Source organism: Corynebacterium phoceense, assembly GCF_900092335.1.
GTDB lineage: Bacteria > Actinomycetota > Actinomycetes > Mycobacteriales > Mycobacteriaceae > Corynebacterium > Corynebacterium phoceense.
In genome coordinates this window covers 700,976-717,827 of sequence record NZ_LT596207.1, presented here as the reverse complement: position 1 = coordinate 717,827, position 16,852 = coordinate 700,976, and the positions used below count along the sequence as shown (strand labels likewise).

The following is a 16,852-nucleotide window of genomic DNA, read 5'->3' as shown; positions in this document are numbered from 1 at the left end:
TGGAATAGCTTGTGGAACAGTCCTCTCCTGGGGCTGTGTATTTTCTATTGGTTTCATTAAGGGTGTCTCACTTCCTTGGAAGTGGGACACCCTGATCGGTACGTGGGCCGCCACTGGCCTGGGCCGGAAGCTGCCGGCAATAGCCCTCACCTTTAAATCACGTCGGGAACACCGCCAACTAGGCGGCCGCTTCCTTCCTGCGCAGTGAAGGCCTCAGCCTGAAAGTGCAGACGACCTCTAGCAACAACGCCATCCCATGTTGAAGTTAGTTCAGCAACAACTGTATAGTTCAGCACATGCTGACTATTGCTTCTCGACTAGACGTGATGAACCGGTTGGGTCGGGCCATGGCGGATCCGACTCGTTCCCGCATTCTCCTGGCGCTGCTGGAGGGACCGGCCTACCCGGCCGCTCTCGCCCAGGATCTGGAACTGACGCGCTCGAACGTGTCGAACCATCTCGCTTGCCTGAGGGACTGCGGAATTGTTGTCGCCGAACCGCAGGGGCGACAGACCCGCTACGAGATCGTTGATGCTCATCTGGCGCAGGCGTTGAACGCGTTGCTGGATACCACCCTGGCCGTCGATGACAACGTCGAATGCATCGACGCCGGATGCGCCGTACCTGGGTGTGTCACTGGACAGGAGAGTGCGTAGTGGTAACCGGTCTACTGTCGGCGATTGGTCTGTTTATCGCCACCAATATCGACGACATCATTGTGCTCTCGCTGTTTTTTGCCCGCGGGGCGGGGCAAAAAGGGACCACGCTTCGGATTCTGGCTGGGCAGTACCTCGGCTTCATGGGCATCCTCGCGGCCGCAGTCCTGGTCATGCTGGGGGCAGGAGCATTCCTACCTGCTGAGGCGATCCCGTACTTCGGACTAATTCCCCTGGCCCTGGGACTATGGGCGGCCTGGCAGGCTTGGCGAAGCGATGATGACGACGATGATGATGCGAAGATCGCCGGGAAAAAGGTGGGTGTGATGACCGTCGCCGGTGTGACGTTTGCCAACGGTGGCGACAATATCGGCGTCTACGTTCCGGTCTTCCTCAACGTGGACACTGCCGACGTCATCATCTACTGCATCGTTTTCCTCGTCCTGGTGGCAGGCCTGGTCCTGCTGGCAAAGTTCGTGGCCACCCGCCCGCCCATCGCAGAAGTCCTTGAGCGCTGGGAGCACGTGCTGTTCCCGATCGTCCTGATCGGCCTGGGCATCTTCATCCTCATCAGCGGCGGCGCCTTCGGCCTCTAATAAGCCCATCCCGAGTGAACTGACCCCCATTTTCTGGACTGGGTTAATTCTAAATGGTTAGGGTCTTTGCGGGGGCCTGGTTCCGATACTGCATCGGGGCCAGGCCCTTGAATCGTTCTTGGAGGGTGCTGTTGCAAAGTTGGGCGGAGAGCAGCGAAGACTCAGTTTCTCATCCCCTGATGGCCGCTGCGGGTGGGCGTTGTCAGGCCGTCTCGAATATCCGGTTGACGATCACCGCGTCCGGGTTCGGTTGCCCGTGAGGGCAAACATCGTGCCTTGCCCTTTCCGCAAGGAGTGCATCGCTTCCATCCCTTTCAACGTCCGATGTGCAGATGTCCGGTTCTTAAACGCGCCTTTCGGCCCGAGGATCCGCTTCAGTCGACCATGGTCGCCTTCCAGGATGTTGTTGAGGTATTTCACCTGCCGGTGTTCCACTGTTGGCGGGCAGATTCCCTCTGACTTCAACTCGGCGATTGCCCTGGCTAGGGAGGGTGCTTTATCGGTGTTGATCACTCTGGGATACCCGGCTGGCGCATTGGATCTGAGGGTCTTGGCCAGGAAACGCTTCGCTGCGGCCACGTTCTGCTTCGGAGAGAGGTAAAAAGTCCAGGGTCTGGCCACCGGCGGTGATCGCCCGATAGAGGTAGCACCACCTGCCGCCGACTCGGATATAGATCTCATCCGCCCGCCAGGAACTGGCCTGCCAGTCAGGTAACGTGTCGGTACCACCGTGTTTGCTTGTCGAGCTCAGGGGCGTATTTCTGGCCCCAGCGGTAGATCGTGGTTTGATCGATTGGCACGCCCCGCGCGGTCATCATTTCCTCCAGATCGCGGTAGCTCACCCCGTAGTGGCAGTACCACCGCACTGCCCACAGAATGATGTCACGGGGAAATGACGACCGGAGAAGATACCCATGGCTGTGACTATTTCACGTCGCTCTTCCTACTGCCCCAACTTTGCAACAGCACCAATCGAAAGCGTATACGCAACCCCAACACCCGCCAGGGGTAGTTGGGAGGGTTGAGTGAAAAGGGTGCAAGAACGCGAATTGGTCGGATAAAACGCGTGAGATTTCCCAGTACATCATCTAAATTGAGCGCATGATTACTGTGATTCAACCGGACCCTAAGGTGACCGTCGACCGCTTTGGTCAGTGGCTTAAAGCGGGCTTTCGGATTGTTGAACTCTTCCGGAATCCGGTCCCGAGGATGGAGGAGTGTGCAGGGGGCATCGTCGTGCTGGGCGGCACGATGAACGCCGTGGAAGGGCCGGAGTGGCTGCCGGCTTTGCGGCAGTTGCTCGTGGATGCGGTGGATAAAGAGATTCCAGTTCTCGGGATCTGTCTCGGACACCAGGTTCTCGCCACAGCCTTCGGCGGCGAGGTCGCGGTGGGGACGGCGGACGCCAAGGAGGACGGGCCGTACGAGATCCGTGTGAACGACGCGGGTCAGGCGGATCCGGTCTTGCGCGTGCTCGGAGAGAGCGCCATCATGCCGGAGTCACACAATGATGCAGTGACGGTACTTCCGCCGAATGCGCAGCTCCTTGCATCGTCATCCCGGTGCGAGGTTCAGGCCATGCGGATCGGCTCGGCGGTATCTGTGCAGTTTCACCCGGAGGCCTCGCCTGCGACGATGGCGCGGTGGGCGGAGATGTCCGGCTTGGATGGAGCAGAGATGCAGCGTCGCATGGAGCTTGCCGATGCCCCCATCCGAGCCGCTGGCCAGGCTATCGCCGCCGCATTCTCAGCGGAATGCGGCGCTTAGAGGGGCGAGCGGCACGTGCGGGTTGGCGTGATCGACCCAGGCGAGCTCAACGATTTCGGCGGCCGGCTGGGCAATGATCGGCCGCGGGTACTCAAAGAGGTGCGCGAGGACGGTGTAGCCCGGCTCATTGGAGGCGGGCGCGGTGCGGGTGCCGAGGGGGACCAGGTCGCGCCTGTCGAGGTAGACGGTGAGTTCTTCGGCGACTTCGCGCACGGCGGCATCGGCAGGCTTTTCGTGGGCTTCGGGCTTGCCGCCGGGGAACTGGAAGGCGGTGGTGCCGCGCTTGCGGACCTGAAGGATGCGGCCGCGGGAGTCGCGGAAGATAACGGCGCTGACCTCGATGATGGGCATGGAGGCTAGTCTAGATCTCATGGAAATTGTGGGAGCTATCGACGCCGAAGGGCGCTGTGCTCATTGGCACAGCGCCCTCGATGTGGTGGCGAATAAGTGCGCCACCTGCGACACGTGGTTTGCCTGCGCGTGGTGTCACCCGGCGGACCATGCGTTTGGGCAGATGCCCTTAGACGAACCCGCCGTCATGTGTGGGGTCTGTGGGCATCAGATGACGTTCCACGAGTACGGGACGGAGTGTCCCTCGTGCGGTGCCCCGTTTAACCCCGGGTGCAAGCTGCATCCGGAGCTGTACTTCCAGGTCTCCGATTAGAAAGAGGACAGGTTGGCGAAGTCGCCAGCCTGAACCTTGGCGATGGCCGCCTGGATGAGCTGCGGGACGTTGGGAACGCGGACGGTGACGTTCGCGGCCGGGACCGGCACGTCGATGGTCGGCTGGCCGGCCTGGACGAACAGCGGGATGATGCGGGTGTTGTTCTGCGCCGGAGCCTGGTTGTTGTTTGCCGGGGCCGGGGTGTTCGACTGGTTGTTCGCCGGGGCCGGGGTAGTGGTGTTGTTCGTGGTGGTGTTGTTTGACTGCGTTCCGCCATTCGCCAGGTTGCAGCGGGCGATGGCCTCGTCGGCGCGGGAGATGGCGTCGCGGATCTGCGGGCCGCGGGAGTCGAAGGTGGCGACGGCGAGCGCCTGGCGCTTCTTGTTGTTGTAGTCCGTCGGGTTTGTGTAGTACTTCGCCGCCTGCTCACAGGAAATCTGGCCGGAAGGAACCTTGGCCAGGTAGTCATCGATGGCGTCAGCAGATGCTGCCGGAGCAGCGAGAGTGGCGGTCAGGCCGGCGGTGGCGGCGAACAGGGCAGCTTTACGTGCGATAGTCATGCGGGCCATTGTGTCACGAATGTGACGCATGTGAAAGACCTGTGTGAGCCCGTACGCTGGCCCTATTCGGCTTCACCTGGGGTTTGTGCGAACTTAGGAATTTACTGCCAGTTCCATTCCGAGGAACTTTTCGGTGACGCGGGCGTATGCCTGGACGGTGAGCTCGAGGTCTTCCAAGTGCAGGCACTCGTCGTGGCTATGGAGCTCCGCGTTGGCGGTCGCAAGGTCGCGTTCTGGCGCGTGGAGGGCAAAACCGTAGCCCACGCCGCCCAGGCGGCGTGCGACGCGGAGATCGGAACCGCCGGTCGCGAGCGTGGGGACGACGTCCTTGCCGGGGAAGAACTCACCGACGGTCTCGACGAGGGTGTCCCACAGCGGGCCCGTGGTCGGGGAGACCGTGGCGTCCTCGTTGATGAGGTGCTCGATCTCTACGTCGATATCGCCGATGGCGTCGCGGAGCATCTCGTCGACCTCGTTCTGAGTTTGTCCCGGTAGCGGACGGATATCCATTTCCAGGTACGCATGCGAGGGCAGCACATTGATGGCGCCACCAGCGCGCAGCACCGTCTGGGAGATGGTCGTGTGCGAAAACGCATGCGCGAACGCGGAGAGGTTGCCGAACGGGGAGAAGTCGCCTGAGTCGATGAGCTTCTCGGACTCGGGGTCGAACTTAAACGACTCGCGGAAGCCCTGCCAGATGGGATCGTTGGCGATGGGCAGATTCGCTTCCGCGATGCGACGGGCGACCTCGCCAATCTTTAGGATTGCGAAGTCCTTGTTGTACGGGGTTGAGCCGTGTCCCGCATCGCCGTGGACGTGGATGCGGCGCTGTGCCGCGCCCTTCTCGCCGACAATGACGGCGACGCCGCCCGGCAGGTGGCTGCCACCGGTCTCGGACAGGCAGTTCTTCCAGTTGATGGCGCCGGGGTTCTCGCGCTCGAACCAGCGCGCGCCCAGGCCGCCACGGGCTTCTTCGTCAGCGAGGGCGGCAAAGGTGAGGGTGCCGCCCGGGTTGCCGCGGCGGGCGACCTCACGGGTGACAGCGGCCATCGTTGCCGTGATGAAGAGCATGTCCACGGCGCCGCGGCCGTAGAGCTTGCCGTCCTCGATAACCGCCGCGAACGGATCCTTCGTCCACTTATCGGCGTCCACCGGCACGACGTCCGTGTGGCCGAGGAAGGTGAGCGGTTCCTTGTCCGGATCGCCCGGCACGGTGAATATAATGCTCGTGCGGTGGGGGTGCGGCTCGAAGCGTTGCACCTCGACACCGGAGCCGACGAAGAACCTCTCCAGTGAGTCCGCATTGCGGACCTCGAAGCCAGAATCCGCGGTCAGGTCGTTGACGCAGGCGTTGCGGATCAGTTCTTGGAGAAGTTCCAGGGTGTCGTCGTAAAGAGTCATGGCTCAATTGTAGGTTTGTGCCTTTATCGGGGGAATTTTGCGGAAAACGATCAGAAAATTGAACACCGTTCAGGAAAATTGTTTAGGGTATCCGCATGACTATTCTTGACACCGCGCGCGCGAAGGCCCTCGAGCAGGGCATCGGCCTCAACGAAGAAGAACTCCTGGAAATCCTCCAGGTCCCGGACGAGCAGCTCGAGGAGCTCGCCGATATCGCCCACCAGACCCGTCTGAAGTGGTGCGGTCCCGACGTCTCTGTCGAGGGCATCATCTCCATCAAGACCGGCGGCTGCCCCGAGGACTGCCACTTCTGCTCGCAGTCGGGCCTGTTCGAGTCGCCGGTGCGTGCGGCTCGTTTGAATATTCCTGAGCTCGTCGAGGCCGCCCAGAAGACCGCGAAGACCGGCGCCACCGAGTTCTGCATCGTCGCAGCCGTGAAGTCTCCGGATGATTCGCTGCTCGACCAGGTCGGCGAGGCGATTGCCGCCATCAACGACGCGGTCGACATTGAGATCTCGTGCTCGCTCGGCACGCTTACCCGCGAGCAGGCTCAGCGCCTTAAGGACATGGGTGCCCAGCGCTACAACCACAACCTGGAGACCTCCCGCTCCTTCTTCCCTCACGTTGTCACCACCCACACCTGGGAAGAGCGCAAGGAGACCCTCGACCACGTCCGCGCGGTGGGCATGGAAGTCTGCTCCGGCGGCATCATCGGCATGGGCGAGTCGCTCGCGCAGCGCGCCGAGTTCGCTGCGCAGCTCGCTGAAATCGAGCCCTTCGAGGTTCCGATGAACTTCCTCGACCCGCGCCCAGGCACCCCGTTTGCAGACCGTCCGCTCGTTCCCCTCGGCGAGGCACTGCGTGCGGTTGCAGCATTCCGCTTGGCGATGCCCTCTGCGACCTTGCGCTTCGCCGGCGGCCGCGAGCTCTCGCTGGGCGATGACGGCACGGAGAAGGGCCTGCTTGGTGGCATCAACGCGATCATCGCGGGTAACTATCTCACGACGCTTGGCCAGCAGATCGAGAAGGACGTGGACATGCTCCACCGCATCGACCTGCCGATTAAGGCGCTGTAATGCCTGAACAGTCTGCTCTAGCGGCGGCGGTGCTTGCCGGGGAGACTCCGGTCTTCCATCCCAATACCGGTGAGCCCTTCGCTGAGGTGGCGCACCTTCACCCGGCCGCCGCGGCCGGCCTGGACGTGCCGCGCTACTGCCAGCTGTGCGGGCGCCGCATGGTCGTGCAGGTGCGCCCGGATGGCTGGAGCGCGCGGTGCTCCCGCCACGGCGAGCTGGATTCTGACTGGCTCTACGAGGAACACTTGCCAGCGTAAACTCGGCCGCATGGCTTTTGAAGATCCCGGCATTGCGCTTGCCCACCGCTCCGCGCTGCGGTCTATCCAGCGGGTGGTGAGCGAGACAACTGAGCCGACCCCGAACGCGGCGGAGCGGGTCGCTGAGCAACTGCGCGCCGGCGGGGTCATGGTCCTCACGGGAGCAGGCGTGTCGACGGATTCCGGTGTGCCGGACTATCGGGGACCGCATGGGTCGCTTGCCCGCCATACGCCGATGACGTATCAGGAATTCCGCTATGATTCCGCCGCGAGCCACCGCTATTGGGCGCGCTCCTTCGTGGGCTGGCGCGTTATGGACGCGGCGCGGCCGAATCGTACGCACTTCGCGCTCGTGGAACTCGAGCGCGCTGGATTGGTATCCGGCATCGTTACTCAAAACGTCGATGGCCTCCACAAGGAAGCGGGGACCGAGACGCTCATTCCACTCCACGGCGATATGGAACATGTCGTGTGTCTGAACTGCGGGTACGCAGAAGACCGTGGGGCCTTCGATGCCCGCCTTGCGGCTGCGAATCCCGGCTATCTCGAGCGCTGGGTCGTCCGCGCGGACCAAGTGAATCCGGACGGCGACGTCGCGCTGTCGCAGCAGGCGGTCGATGAGTTCGTGATGGCACCGTGCGTCCGCTGTGGTTCGGAGCTGCTGAAGCCGGACGTCGTCTACTTCGGCGAGCCGGTTCCGGCGGAGCGGCGGGACGCGGCGCGTGGGCTGCTTGGGGTCTCGCGCTCGNGCTGCTTGTCGCCGGTTCGTCGCTCGCCGTGATGAGTGGCTATCGCTTCATGCTCGATGCGCTCAAGCAAGGCAAAGAGGTCGCCGTGGTGAACGGCGGGCCAGGGCGCGGCGACCCCAAGGCCACGACGCTGTGGCGCACGCAGGTCGCGCCGGCTTTTGATGAGCTACTGGATCTGCTTGATGTCTAAGGCTGGGGTACGGCAGGCCTAAAGCTTCTCGAAGTACATGACTGCGGTGTCGGTGTTTTTCTCTGGTGCCGGGAGATCGGTCTGCTTGCCTCGCCACAAGGGGCTGATGCCTGGCATGAACCAGGCGAGCAGGGCAACGAAAACCGCGATGACGATGGCGGCGGGAGTTGCATATTTGGACGGCACGAACCAGTATCCGGCCGCGCACAAGGCGATGATGACACAGACCCACAAGGGGACCAGGATGCCGAGGTTGAGCCGCCGCGTGGCGCGGTATTCGGCCCAGTCTTCGCCGGGGAAGCGAGTGCGCGCCTCGGAGCGAATCCGACGCGCAGTCTTGTGCTGTTGCAGCACCGAGGCGATGAGGGTGAAGGCCACGCCGGCGCCTGCAACGAGCATGTCTGCGGTGACGGCTCCATAAGCTGCAATCGCGAGCGCGAGAGACAGCGCAAGGCGCTCGGAGATGCTGAGAGGTAGCCCACGCGTGGGGTCTACGTCGGGATACAGATTTTTGAAGGCGCTGGTAGACGAGGGTGTCATGGCCGAATGAGGGTGTCCTTTATTGGGGGTGGCTTACCTAATTTAGGTTAGTGTAACCTATACAAAACCGATTAGGTATGTATAGCCTAAATTCTGATTCTTTTTGTTCATCGCATCAATACTTCATGAGGACTTTCTCCGTGATTCTCCGTCGAATATTGGGCACTCTTGCTGCCAGTACCCTCATCGCACTCCCTTCGGTCGCGCTCAACGCTCCCGTAGCCTCGGCTGCCGGCACCTGCTCCTGGAATTGGGGCATTAAGCAGTCCTACCGAAGCTATATCCAAGGCCAAGTCGCCAAAGGCCAGTGGGAAACGGACGGCATTGGTTTTACCGGTTCCGAAACCGGCGCAGACGGTGCTTTTACCTTCACTCCGGGCAAGGCCTCCGTACAAGGCGATACCGTCACTGTTCCCTTCGGCGGCGTCATCCACTTCACTGGACACAACTACGGCGGCGACGATCTGTTGGATATGACGCTGACGGACTGGCAGATTCAGGCCTCCGGCAACCGGGCGGCGATCGTGGTGGATTACGTCTCTTATGAATCTGACATGGTGGATAAGTCCGCACGCGGCCCGCAGATTACCGGCGATAACGTGGTCATCGCGAGGATCGATCTAGATCAACCCGTCGACGCGTCCGTGCACACGCTCGACCTTTCCGGCGACGTCACACTCACCGACGAAGGACACAAACTCTTTATCGCCTATGAGGCGGGACAGTCGATGGACCCCTCGTCAGGGACCGTGGCCACGGACGGCAGCTGCGGCGGGTCCTCTGACGGTACAGGCAGCGGTTCGAAGTCCTTGGGGACAATCTCGGGCACGTTTACCGGTCGCAATGCAGAAGCCATGGCGATTTTGAAGGAAACGAACGACACCATGAATGGCCTGACCACCTTCATGGGCAACACGGAGTCTTTCCTAGACCAGCTAGAATCCTTCCGTTCTCGCACGGAAGCCGCCACGGGTACGACCACCAGCACTACCACTAGCACCACGAGTGGTTCAGGCGCGTCGGGAGCCAGCACTTCGAGCGCCGCGAGCCCTTCGAGTGCTTCGGGTAGTACTTCGGGTACTTCCGGCACTACTGGTGCTACTGGAACCACAAGAACCGCGCGGCCACAGGACCCCGGGTCCGCGGCTAGTGGTGGGCAGTCAGAAACCTGCGTAGCCACGGGCGTGCAGGCTGCGACCGCCGAGTGGGGTGTCAAGAAGTCCTTCCAGTCGTATATCACCGGTTCCATCGCCAAGGGCTCCTGGACGCTCGACGGCGTAGGGTACGACAACTCGCGTTTTCAGTTCACGGGCACCGGCGGAGATGTGGATACTGCGGCGCAGTCAGGTTCCATCCGCTACGGCGGCGCTATGCATTTTACCGGCCACAACGGGGTCCTCGATCTCAATATCGCGAACCTGGAAGTCCGGTTCAACGGTACGAGCGGTCAACTCATCGCCGACGTGCGTTCCTCCAACATGGAGGGCGAGCGCAAGGACTTTGGACGCACGGTGCTCGGAGACGTGTCGTTTAGCCTGCTCGACGTGAGTGACTCCGCCGTCGACGGCGAAGCCACCGTCACGCTGACCGCAGCGGGCAATGATGCGTTCGCGAATTTCTATGAGCCGGGCACGACCCTCGATCCGCTCTCGTTGCATGCACAACTTGGCGGATCCGGGGACTGCGCCGGGGCGAGCGGAACTACGGCACACACTGGTGCGGCGACGACCTCCGGCGGTCAGAGCGCTGCGGCGGCGAAGCGGGCGGCATCGGAAAGCTCTGCGGGAGACGGCCTGCAGGCCGCGGCTGGCACGAGCACGTCTGGTTATGAAGACGGCAGCGGCAACTTCCAGATCAAGAAGGCCGCGGCCGCGGGCTCCTCGCCGGAGGCGAGCACGTGGCTCTTGCTGCTTATCGCAGGCCTCGCCATCGCCGGCGGTTCCATGGGCTCCGTCGTCCTGCGCAACCCGGCGTAGCGCACCACTTTTTACCCAAGACCTGAGAAAGGATACGTTTCACATGAAACGACTTTTGGTGGCGTTGGCGTGTGTCCTTGCCCTCACGGGGTGCGGCGTCCAAGGCGCCTATGAATCCCAAGACGCGCAGCTGCGCGAAGCCCTCCCAGACGCGCAGTCGGCCAAAGACCCGCGCTCGTTCACGGGAGTGTCGAATGTGACGGATTTCGAGGATGTCGTCGCGGTGACGGAGTCTCCTACTCCCGCGCTGCCGGTGGAGCTCACGGATGCTGACGGCTACGACGTCTCCGTTACGGATGTGTCCCGAATCGTGGCATTGGATCTCTACGGTACGTATACGAAAACCCTCGAGGGCCTGGGGCTTACGGACAACATCGTGGGCCGCACGGTGTCGTCGACGGAAAACGCTATCGCCGATCGCCCCGTCGTGACTCAGGGCGGACACAACATCAATGTGGAAGCCGTGCTCGAACTCCGGCCCACGCTGGTCATCGTCGATCATTCGATCGGCCCGCGCGACGCCATCGACCAGATTCGCGCCGCAGGGGTGACCACCGTGGTCATGGAGCCGAAACGCACCATTGACTCGGTGGCCGAGGACATCACAAACCTGGCCGCGGTCGTGGGTCTGCCAGACGACGGCGAAACGCTGGCTAACCGCTCCGTCGAAGAAATCGAAGAAGATAAGGCGGCCATCGCAGACATCGTGCCGGAGGATCCCATGCGCATGGCGTTCCTTTACGCGCGCGGCAACGGCGGCATCTTCTTCATCATGGGAGAAGGCACGGGTGCCAAGGACCTCATTGAGGGTGTGGGCGGCGTAGACCTCGGCACCGAATACCACCTCTCTTACGCCGAACCTGCCAACGCCGAATCTTTGGCAAAGATTAACCCTGAGGTCATCATCATGATGACGGGCGGCCTGGAGTCGACCGGCGGCGTCGAAGGCCTCCTCGAGCGCCCCGGCATTGCACAAACCACTGCGGGCCAAAAACAGCGGATCGTGACTATCCCAGACGGGCAATCGCTCGCCTTCGGGCCCTTGACCGGACAGACCCTTCTCAAACTTGCGCAGGCAATCTATGACCCAGACAATGCTTAAACCGGCGGCCCCCACGGAGGTCTTTGCTCGGCGCTCCCGCCTGCGGCTTGGTGTATTCGTATCGCTCGGGGCGCTGCTTGGTGTCGCCTTCGTCCTGTCGCTTGCGCTGGGGCAGTACTACGTCGCGCTGGGTGACTTGGTGCAGATTATGGCCGCAGGCCCTGGCGGTGGCTTGACTGCCAACGTCGTGTGGCAGATCCGCCTGCCGCGCATTCTGCTCGGTTTCTTGGTCGGCGCGTGCTTGGGCGTGGCGGGCACGCTCATGCAGGCCGTGTTCGCCAACCCGCTGGCTGAGCCCTCCATCGTGGGCGTGACCTCCGGTGCCGGTGTAGGCGCGGCCGTGGTAATCGTCTTTAATATCTCGGTCCTGGGTACCTTCACGGTGCCGCTCGCGGCGTTTGCTACGGCGCTGTTGGTTACCGCGCTGATCTACCAGTTGGCGCGCTCACGAGGGCGTGTGGCGGTGGTCAATCTGATCCTGACCGGCATTGCTATCAACGCGGTGTGCAACGCCATCATCTCCTTCATGATGTACCTGGCGCCCACCTCGAACCGCGAGCAAATCATCTTTTGGCAAATGGGTTCGCTCAATGGCTCTCAGTGGAAACACGTGTGGGTGGTCCTCCCCATCGCCCTCGTCGGGATGGCCATCGCGCTGCGTCTTGGCCGTCAGTTAGATGTGCTCGCGCTGGGCGAGCGCGCCGCGGAACACACTGGCGTCGACGTCAAGAGACTGCGCATTATCGCCATCGCTGCCTCGGCGATCCTTACCGCCGGCGCAGTTGCTTTCGCCGGACTTATTGGGTTCGTCGGCCTTATCGTGCCGCATCTGCTGCGTACGATCATCGGCCCAGAAAACAGGGTCTTGCTGCCGGCCTCTGCGGTGGCGGGCGCCGTACTCATTGGCTTTGCCGACGTCGCTGCGCGCACGCTCATTCCTTTCGCCGACCTTCCCATCGGTATCTTTACCGCGCTCGTGGGTGGCCCCACCTTCTTCGTGCTGTTGCGCCGGATGATGAAGAAGGGAATGCATTGATGATTAACGTTGCGAATCTTTCCGTTTCGATCGGCGAGCGGAACCTGCTTTCCGATGTCTCCTTTGTCGCCCGCCCAGGGGAGGTCACCGGCCTCATCGGCCCGAATGGCGCGGGCAAGTCCACGCTGCTGGCGGCCATCGCCGGCGATATTGATTACACCGGTTCCGTTTCCCTCGTGGGGCAGGATCCGGCGGTTTCCTCCCCAGGGGCGTTGGCCCGTGCGCGTGCGGTGATGCTGCAGGACGTTACTGTGTCCTTCCAGTTTCTCGTGCGTGATGTAGTGGCCATGGGCCGGCGCCCTTGGGAGGGCACCGCCAGGCAGGCCGAGGACGACGCGATCATCGACGCAGCGCTTGCGGCGGTGGATGCGACGCACTTGGCCGGCCGCGATATTGCCACGCTCTCTGGCGGGGAGCGTGCGCGTGTGGCGTTGGCCCGTGTACTGGCGCAGCAGACCCCGGTGATTCTTCTCGATGAGCCGACTGCGGCGCTGGACATCCGCCATCAAGAACAAATCTTGGGATTGGTGCGCTCGATTGCGGCGCAGGCTGGAGTGGCGGTGCTGGTGGTACTCCACGATTTAGGCGCCGCTGCGGCCTATTGCGATCACATCGTGTGCCTAGCAGACGGGGCAGTTGCCGCCGCCGGCCCGGTGCGCGAGGTCTACACCGACGAGATTTTGTCGCAGGTCTATCGCTGGTCCATCCAGGTGAGCGAGGCAGACGGCCACATCTCAGTCCATCCCGCGCGACGTCAGGTCGCCGATCCCGAGCAGTCTTTTGTCGATCTACTTAAGGAGTCTTAACTCATGCGTATTGTCTCTTCTTCTCTCGCGCTGGCGCTGACCGCCTCGGCGCTGACCGTTCCGGCAGCCTTTGCTGCCGATGCCCCCACCTGCGCCCCTGGCCAGACCCTGGAGACCCGCATTGTCTCCGGCACTGTGAATTGGGGCATCAAGGAATCTTTCCGCAACTACATCACCGGCCCCATCGCGAGGGGTGGGTGGACCACGTCCGGCGCGGTGACGCAGGACGAGGGCAACAAAGGCGGAGCAGACTTCCAGTTCCACTTCGAGGTGGATCCTTCTGCGACCTCGGTGAGCCTGGGCGAAGACGGCACCGTCACGAAAGCCGATATTCGAACCAAGGATTCGACGCTGGAGTTTGAGGGCCACCACGGCGCGCTATACACCAAGATGCTCTCGCCTTATATCCTCACGGAGGCAGGGCAGGCAAAGGCGGGCACGTCCTACGAGGGCTACTACGTGCCGGGCAAGGGCATGACGGAATACACCCCGGAGGACCGCACGGAAGAAAACAAGAAGTCGGGCACGGATACCTTCGCTGAGGGCGATGCCGCATGGTCGAAGGACGGCGATACGCTCACGCTGAATGCGACCGACGTGACGTACAAGCCGAAGGCGGGTACCTACTACGATCGTGAGTCGAAGATCCAGCACATCGAGGGTATCGACGTGATCTTCATGGGCATGTACAACGAGAGCTACAAGCCGGAACTTGATGATGTACAGGTGACCTTGAAGACCGCGTCCGAGTGTGTGGGTCCTGCCGATGAGGGCACCGAGACCACCCCGGGGGAGCAGACCGAGTCGGGCCGCGGCGAGCAGGGCAAGGACCATACAGAAGACCAAGGAAAGACTCCTGGGAAGGATCCAGAGAAGAAGCCGGACAAGGAGCAGGATCAGAACCAAGGCGGCACGGATAACAAGGGCGAAGAGGGCTCTTCTTTTTCCAACGTGTGGAATATCGTGTTGGCGCTGACCGCTCTGGGCGGCATGTTTGCGGTCATCGGCGGCGCCATTGTGCAGTCCGGCGTCCTTAATCCCCTGCTGGCGCGCCTGCGTTAGCGAACCTGCGCGGGTTTAATCCGAGTCGGCGTGCCCCGCGTTGGCAAGGGCGTGGCTTTGGGCGTCGTGAGGATCGTCCAGGGTGGGGGAGAGCTGTTTGAGCACCGTGCGCACGATGGCGCGCACGCGCTTGTCCATGGGCATATCCATGTGTAAGACGACGGCGCGTTTGTCGACGTCTTGCACATAGACATTGCGCACCGTTCCGTCGGGAGTGTCGCCGGGATCCAAGAAACAGGTTTCCGGCGGCACGACGATGGAGTCTTGCTTAGTGGCCACGCACGTGTAGCTCACACCGGGGGCCAGGTCACCGTTGTGGTTGAGCTCGTTCAGCGTCGCGCTGCCCACGATTTGTTCCATGCCGACCGGGCCGAAGTAAGCGTCGATGATGGAGCGCATGACGTGTTCTTGACGTCGGTTGGAAATCAACGAGCTGACGATTCCGCCTTGGGTGGTGCCGTGGTTGGGCGCCGACAGGCAGATGATGTGACGCACGCGGTCCACCGCATCGTCGTTATGCATCCAGTAGCGGGCGACGATACCGCCTTGGGAGTGTCCGATGAGCACGACCTGCTCCGCGCCGGTGACGGCTTGGACCGCGTCGATATACGCGCCGACCTGATCGGCGGAGGCGGCGATGGGGCCGGTGGCGCGGGCGCCATAGTCCGGTGCGAACACGGCCCAGCCGTCCTCGCGCAGCTCGGAGCCGAGCAGCTGCCATACGCCCTTCGTATCCGTCGTCCCGTGGATGAGAATGATGGGCCATGGGTGGTCTTCATCCGGGCGTGCTGCCCAGTCGTCCTCGAAAACGCCGCGTGGCTTCAGGCGTGCGCCGAGCGGTAGCGATGCCAGGCGTGCCGCGGTCTCTGCCTCGTGGTCGTCGCCTGCGGACCCGCGTGGATGGCGAAAGTCGAGGTCGAAGAAGCTGCGGCGCTCGGCACGCAATAGCTCGGCGATTTCGTCGGCCACTTCCTCGCGCAAGGCATTAGCTGGCGCAGGGGTGGTAATGCCATGGCGCGGAGAGTCTGAAACTTGTTTCGCCGGTGTCGCCGGCAGGCCGTCGGCAGCGTCGTAGCTGACGGAAGGGGGAGTCGGGTCTGAACGCCAGAACCGCCCGAGTCCCTCGGAGATGAGGGCTTCGAGTTCTTTGAACGAGTCTGTTGCCATAACTTCCATCCTATTTCGTGCCGCGATACATTAATGTTTCGGAATTATTAGTGGTAACGGTGATATTTCGCGGGATCGCAAGAGAAAAATCTCGTTACCCCTTGACCATCCAACTAAAGGTTTATAAACTAAGCCTTGCCTAATCACGGGCGGTTGCTTACCAGGAAGGTCGCGCTCCACTTCCTTCTTACGGTAAGTGCCGAAAGATTAGTCATGGGGAGAAGGCCCGTCAGCGCGCAGCTGACGGGCCTTCGTTATGTCTCAATTCCTCGAGGTGGAAATTAATCCTCGATGACGGAGACCTTCACGTCGATGTTGCCGCGGGTGGCCTTGGAGTACGGGCAGACCTCGTGAGCCTTGTCCGCGAGCTTCTGGGCCTCATCGTGCGGCAGGTTCGGAATGGTGACCTCAAGCTCGACGGCGAGACCGAAGGAGGTCTCGTCCTTGCCGATGGACACGCGCGCGCCCACGGAAGAGTCGCCCAAGTCTGCGCCCTCGCTCTTAGCGACAAGCTGCAGTGCGCCGTGGAAGCACGCTGCGTAACCGGCGGCGAAGAGCTGCTCCGGGTTGACGCCGTCGCCGGAGCCGCCCATCTCCTTCGGTGCGGCCAGGTTGAAGTCCAGGTCGGAGTCCTTAACAACGGAGCGGCCGTTGCGGCCAGCGCCGGTTGCGAGTGCCTCGGTGGTGTACATCGGTTCCATGATGAAAGTCCTTTCGCAAGCTTCTGAGCTGTTTTCTTTGTACGCGATTTAATTGTACGCAACCCTTGTGCGTTATGCTAGGAGCATGTCTCGCGCGTCACTGGAACTGGACAAACAACTCTGCTTCGCCCTCTACCGGGCGAGCCATGCCGTCCAACGGTCCTACCTCGAGGAACTTACCCCGTTGGGTCTGACCTATCCGCAGTACGTCACCATGCTAGCGCTCTGGGGCCATGAGGATCCGGTGACGATGAAAGAGCTCTCCGCAGAAATCGCCTTGGATTCGGGGACTCTCACTCCGCTGCTCCGCCGCATGGAGAAGCAAGGCCTGCTCACGCGTGCCATCGATCCCGCGGACGAACGCCGCCGCATCGTGGCTCTCACTGATAAGGGTCGCGCCCTGCGCGAGCAAGCCGAGGGCATCCCGCGCCGACAGATGGAGCGTTTTGCAGCCTCCGGACTCGATATTCGCATGCTTAAGTCCGAGCTCGACCGCCTGTCCGGCTCCTTTACACCGGATGCCGACGCTGAAGATCGCTAATACAC

18 protein-coding genes and 2 pseudogenes are annotated in these 16,852 nt (G+C 62.2%); 13 read left to right on the top strand and 7 right to left on the bottom strand.

The window, feature by feature from the left end:
• The first annotated feature begins 296 nt into the window (after nt 1-296).
• Both cmtR and BN9444_RS03465 read left to right on the top strand, forming a co-directional pair.
• Nucleotides 297-656: a Cd(II)/Pb(II)-sensing metalloregulatory transcriptional regulator CmtR gene (cmtR, locus tag BN9444_RS03470; RefSeq protein WP_035106074.1), complete on the top strand. Its 360-nt coding sequence runs from the start codon at nt 297-299 to the stop codon at nt 654-656.
• Complete coding sequence (locus BN9444_RS03465) at nt 614-1,252, top strand: cadmium resistance transporter (protein ID WP_197418401.1); 639 nt, start codon at nt 614-616, stop codon at nt 1,250-1,252. Before cmtR ends, BN9444_RS03465 begins: the two co-directional genes overlap by 43 nt.
• 202 nt (nt 1,253-1,454) lie before the next feature.
• Here BN9444_RS03465 and BN9444_RS13415 read toward each other — a convergent pair.
• Nucleotides 1,455-2,168, bottom strand: a pseudogene (locus BN9444_RS13415) (IS6 family transposase).
• 185 nt (nt 2,169-2,353) lie between these two features.
• On the opposite strand from BN9444_RS13415, the gene BN9444_RS03455 reads away from it, so the two are divergent.
• Entirely contained in the window at nt 2,354-3,019 is a 666-nt protein-coding gene (locus BN9444_RS03455) for a type 1 glutamine amidotransferase (protein ID WP_066485647.1), read from the top strand.
• Here BN9444_RS03455 and BN9444_RS03450 read toward each other — a convergent pair.
• Nucleotides 2,999-3,370, bottom strand: a complete 372-nt coding sequence (locus BN9444_RS03450; protein WP_084759229.1) for an NUDIX domain-containing protein — start codon at nt 3,368-3,370, stop codon at nt 2,999-3,001. The two genes, BN9444_RS03455 and BN9444_RS03450, sit on opposite strands and share 21 nt — an antisense overlap.
• Here BN9444_RS03450 and BN9444_RS03445 point away from each other — a divergent pair.
• Nucleotides 3,318-3,683, top strand: a complete 366-nt coding sequence (locus BN9444_RS03445) for a CHY zinc finger protein (RefSeq protein ID WP_338078332.1) — start codon at nt 3,318-3,320, stop codon at nt 3,681-3,683. The two genes, BN9444_RS03450 and BN9444_RS03445, sit on opposite strands and share 53 nt — an antisense overlap.
• Here BN9444_RS03445 and BN9444_RS03440 read toward each other — a convergent pair.
• Nucleotides 3,680-4,243, bottom strand: coding sequence for a hypothetical protein (locus BN9444_RS03440; RefSeq protein ID WP_230384179.1), 564 nt, complete (start codon nt 4,241-4,243; stop codon nt 3,680-3,682). The two genes, BN9444_RS03445 and BN9444_RS03440, sit on opposite strands and share 4 nt — an antisense overlap.
• Nucleotides 4,244-4,336: 93 nt before the next feature.
• Nucleotides 4,337-5,644, bottom strand: coding sequence for a M20/M25/M40 family metallo-hydrolase (locus BN9444_RS03435; protein ID WP_066513304.1), 1,308 nt, complete (start codon nt 5,642-5,644; stop codon nt 4,337-4,339).
• 95 nt (nt 5,645-5,739) lie between these two features.
• Between BN9444_RS03435 and bioB the strand changes: the two genes are divergently transcribed.
• The 3 genes and pseudogenes from bioB to BN9444_RS03420 all read left to right on the top strand — a co-directional run bounded on the left by bioB (nt 5,740) and on the right by BN9444_RS03420 (nt 7,916).
• Nucleotides 5,740-6,720, top strand: a complete 981-nt coding sequence (gene bioB, locus BN9444_RS03430; RefSeq protein WP_066513303.1) for a biotin synthase BioB — start codon at nt 5,740-5,742, stop codon at nt 6,718-6,720.
• Entirely contained in the window at nt 6,720-6,977 is a 258-nt protein-coding gene (gene bsaP, locus BN9444_RS03425) for a biotin synthase auxiliary protein BsaP (protein ID WP_068801416.1), read from the top strand. The genes bioB and bsaP overlap by 1 nt, the downstream gene beginning before the upstream one ends.
• Before the next feature lie 10 nt (nt 6,978-6,987).
• A pseudogene (locus BN9444_RS03420) lies at nt 6,988-7,916 on the top strand (Sir2 family NAD-dependent protein deacetylase).
• A gap of 18 nt (nt 7,917-7,934) precedes the next feature.
• Here the strand turns inward: BN9444_RS03420 and BN9444_RS03415 are convergent.
• Nucleotides 7,935-8,456, bottom strand: a complete 522-nt coding sequence (locus BN9444_RS03415; RefSeq protein ID WP_068801415.1) for a hypothetical protein — start codon at nt 8,454-8,456, stop codon at nt 7,935-7,937.
• Between the two features lie 125 nt (nt 8,457-8,581).
• Between BN9444_RS03415 and BN9444_RS03410 the strand changes: the two genes are divergently transcribed.
• From BN9444_RS03410 to BN9444_RS03390, 5 genes are read left to right on the top strand one after another with little or no spacing between them, the layout of a single operon-like run.
• Complete coding sequence (locus BN9444_RS03410; RefSeq protein WP_066513299.1) at nt 8,582-10,432, top strand: HtaA domain-containing protein; 1,851 nt, start codon at nt 8,582-8,584, stop codon at nt 10,430-10,432.
• A gap of 43 nt (nt 10,433-10,475) precedes the next feature.
• Nucleotides 10,476-11,534: a heme/hemin ABC transporter substrate-binding protein gene (locus BN9444_RS03405; protein ID WP_066485711.1), complete on the top strand. Its 1,059-nt coding sequence runs from the start codon at nt 10,476-10,478 to the stop codon at nt 11,532-11,534.
• A complete protein-coding gene (locus tag BN9444_RS03400; protein ID WP_181734636.1) occupies nt 11,527-12,570 on the top strand; it encodes a FecCD family ABC transporter permease in 1,044 nt (347 codons plus the stop codon). The genes BN9444_RS03405 and BN9444_RS03400 overlap by 8 nt, the downstream gene beginning before the upstream one ends.
• Nucleotides 12,570-13,376 (top strand): heme ABC transporter ATP-binding protein, encoded by an 807-nt coding sequence (locus BN9444_RS03395; protein ID WP_068801414.1) that lies wholly within the window; start codon nt 12,570-12,572, stop codon nt 13,374-13,376. The genes BN9444_RS03400 and BN9444_RS03395 overlap by 1 nt, the downstream gene beginning before the upstream one ends.
• Before the next feature lie 3 nt (nt 13,377-13,379).
• The gene (locus BN9444_RS03390) at nt 13,380-14,438 is read left to right on the top strand and encodes an HtaA domain-containing protein (protein WP_068801413.1); all 1,059 of its coding nucleotides are present in this window, start codon (nt 13,380-13,382) and stop codon (nt 14,436-14,438) included.
• Nucleotides 14,439-14,453: 15 nt separating this feature from the next.
• Here the strand turns inward: BN9444_RS03390 and BN9444_RS03385 are convergent, their stop codons facing one another.
• Nucleotides 14,454-15,614, bottom strand: a complete 1,161-nt coding sequence (locus tag BN9444_RS03385; RefSeq protein WP_068801412.1) for an alpha/beta fold hydrolase — start codon at nt 15,612-15,614, stop codon at nt 14,454-14,456.
• 272 nt (nt 15,615-15,886) lie between these two features.
• Complete coding sequence (locus BN9444_RS03380) at nt 15,887-16,306, bottom strand: organic hydroperoxide resistance protein (protein WP_066485737.1); 420 nt, start codon at nt 16,304-16,306, stop codon at nt 15,887-15,889.
• Nucleotides 16,307-16,391: 85 nt separating this feature from the next.
• Between BN9444_RS03380 and BN9444_RS03375 the strand changes: the two genes are divergently transcribed.
• Nucleotides 16,392-16,847: a MarR family winged helix-turn-helix transcriptional regulator gene (locus tag BN9444_RS03375; RefSeq protein ID WP_066513290.1), complete on the top strand. Its 456-nt coding sequence runs from the start codon at nt 16,392-16,394 to the stop codon at nt 16,845-16,847.
• Nucleotides 16,848-16,852 lie beyond the last annotated feature (5 nt).

Bases quoted from the DNA above. Each gene is read 5' to 3' on its own strand.
- cmtR (WP_035106074.1), top strand. From the start codon at position 297: ATGCTGACTATTGCTTCTCGACTAGACGTGATGAACCGGTTGGGTCGG.
- BN9444_RS03465 (WP_197418401.1), top strand. From the start codon at position 614: ATGCGCCGTACCTGGGTGTGTCACTGGACAGGAGAGTGCGTAGTGGTA.
- BN9444_RS03455 (WP_066485647.1), top strand. From the start codon at position 2,354: ATGATTACTGTGATTCAACCGGACCCTAAGGTGACCGTCGACCGCTTT.
- BN9444_RS03445 (WP_338078332.1), top strand. From the start codon at position 3,318: ATGCGGCCGCGGGAGTCGCGGAAGATAACGGCGCTGACCTCGATGATG.
- BN9444_RS03450 (WP_084759229.1), bottom strand. From the start codon at position 3,370: ATGCCCATCATCGAGGTCAGCGCCGTTATCTTCCGCGACTCCCGCGGC.
- BN9444_RS03440 (WP_230384179.1), bottom strand. From the start codon at position 4,243: ATGACTATCGCACGTAAAGCTGCCCTGTTCGCCGCCACCGCCGGCCTG.
- BN9444_RS03435 (WP_066513304.1), bottom strand. From the start codon at position 5,644: ATGACTCTTTACGACGACACCCTGGAACTTCTCCAAGAACTGATCCGC.
- bioB (WP_066513303.1), top strand. From the start codon at position 5,740: ATGACTATTCTTGACACCGCGCGCGCGAAGGCCCTCGAGCAGGGCATC.
- bsaP (WP_068801416.1), top strand. From the start codon at position 6,720: ATGCCTGAACAGTCTGCTCTAGCGGCGGCGGTGCTTGCCGGGGAGACT.
- BN9444_RS03415 (WP_068801415.1), bottom strand. From the start codon at position 8,456: ATGACACCCTCGTCTACCAGCGCCTTCAAAAATCTGTATCCCGACGTA.
- BN9444_RS03410 (WP_066513299.1), top strand. From the start codon at position 8,582: ATGAGGACTTTCTCCGTGATTCTCCGTCGAATATTGGGCACTCTTGCT.
- BN9444_RS03405 (WP_066485711.1), top strand. From the start codon at position 10,476: ATGAAACGACTTTTGGTGGCGTTGGCGTGTGTCCTTGCCCTCACGGGG.
- BN9444_RS03400 (WP_181734636.1), top strand. From the start codon at position 11,527: ATGCTTAAACCGGCGGCCCCCACGGAGGTCTTTGCTCGGCGCTCCCGC.
- BN9444_RS03395 (WP_068801414.1), top strand. From the start codon at position 12,570: ATGATTAACGTTGCGAATCTTTCCGTTTCGATCGGCGAGCGGAACCTG.
- BN9444_RS03390 (WP_068801413.1), top strand. From the start codon at position 13,380: ATGCGTATTGTCTCTTCTTCTCTCGCGCTGGCGCTGACCGCCTCGGCG.
- BN9444_RS03385 (WP_068801412.1), bottom strand. From the start codon at position 15,614: ATGGAAGTTATGGCAACAGACTCGTTCAAAGAACTCGAAGCCCTCATC.
- BN9444_RS03380 (WP_066485737.1), bottom strand. From the start codon at position 16,306: ATGGAACCGATGTACACCACCGAGGCACTCGCAACCGGCGCTGGCCGC.
- BN9444_RS03375 (WP_066513290.1), top strand. From the start codon at position 16,392: ATGTCTCGCGCGTCACTGGAACTGGACAAACAACTCTGCTTCGCCCTC.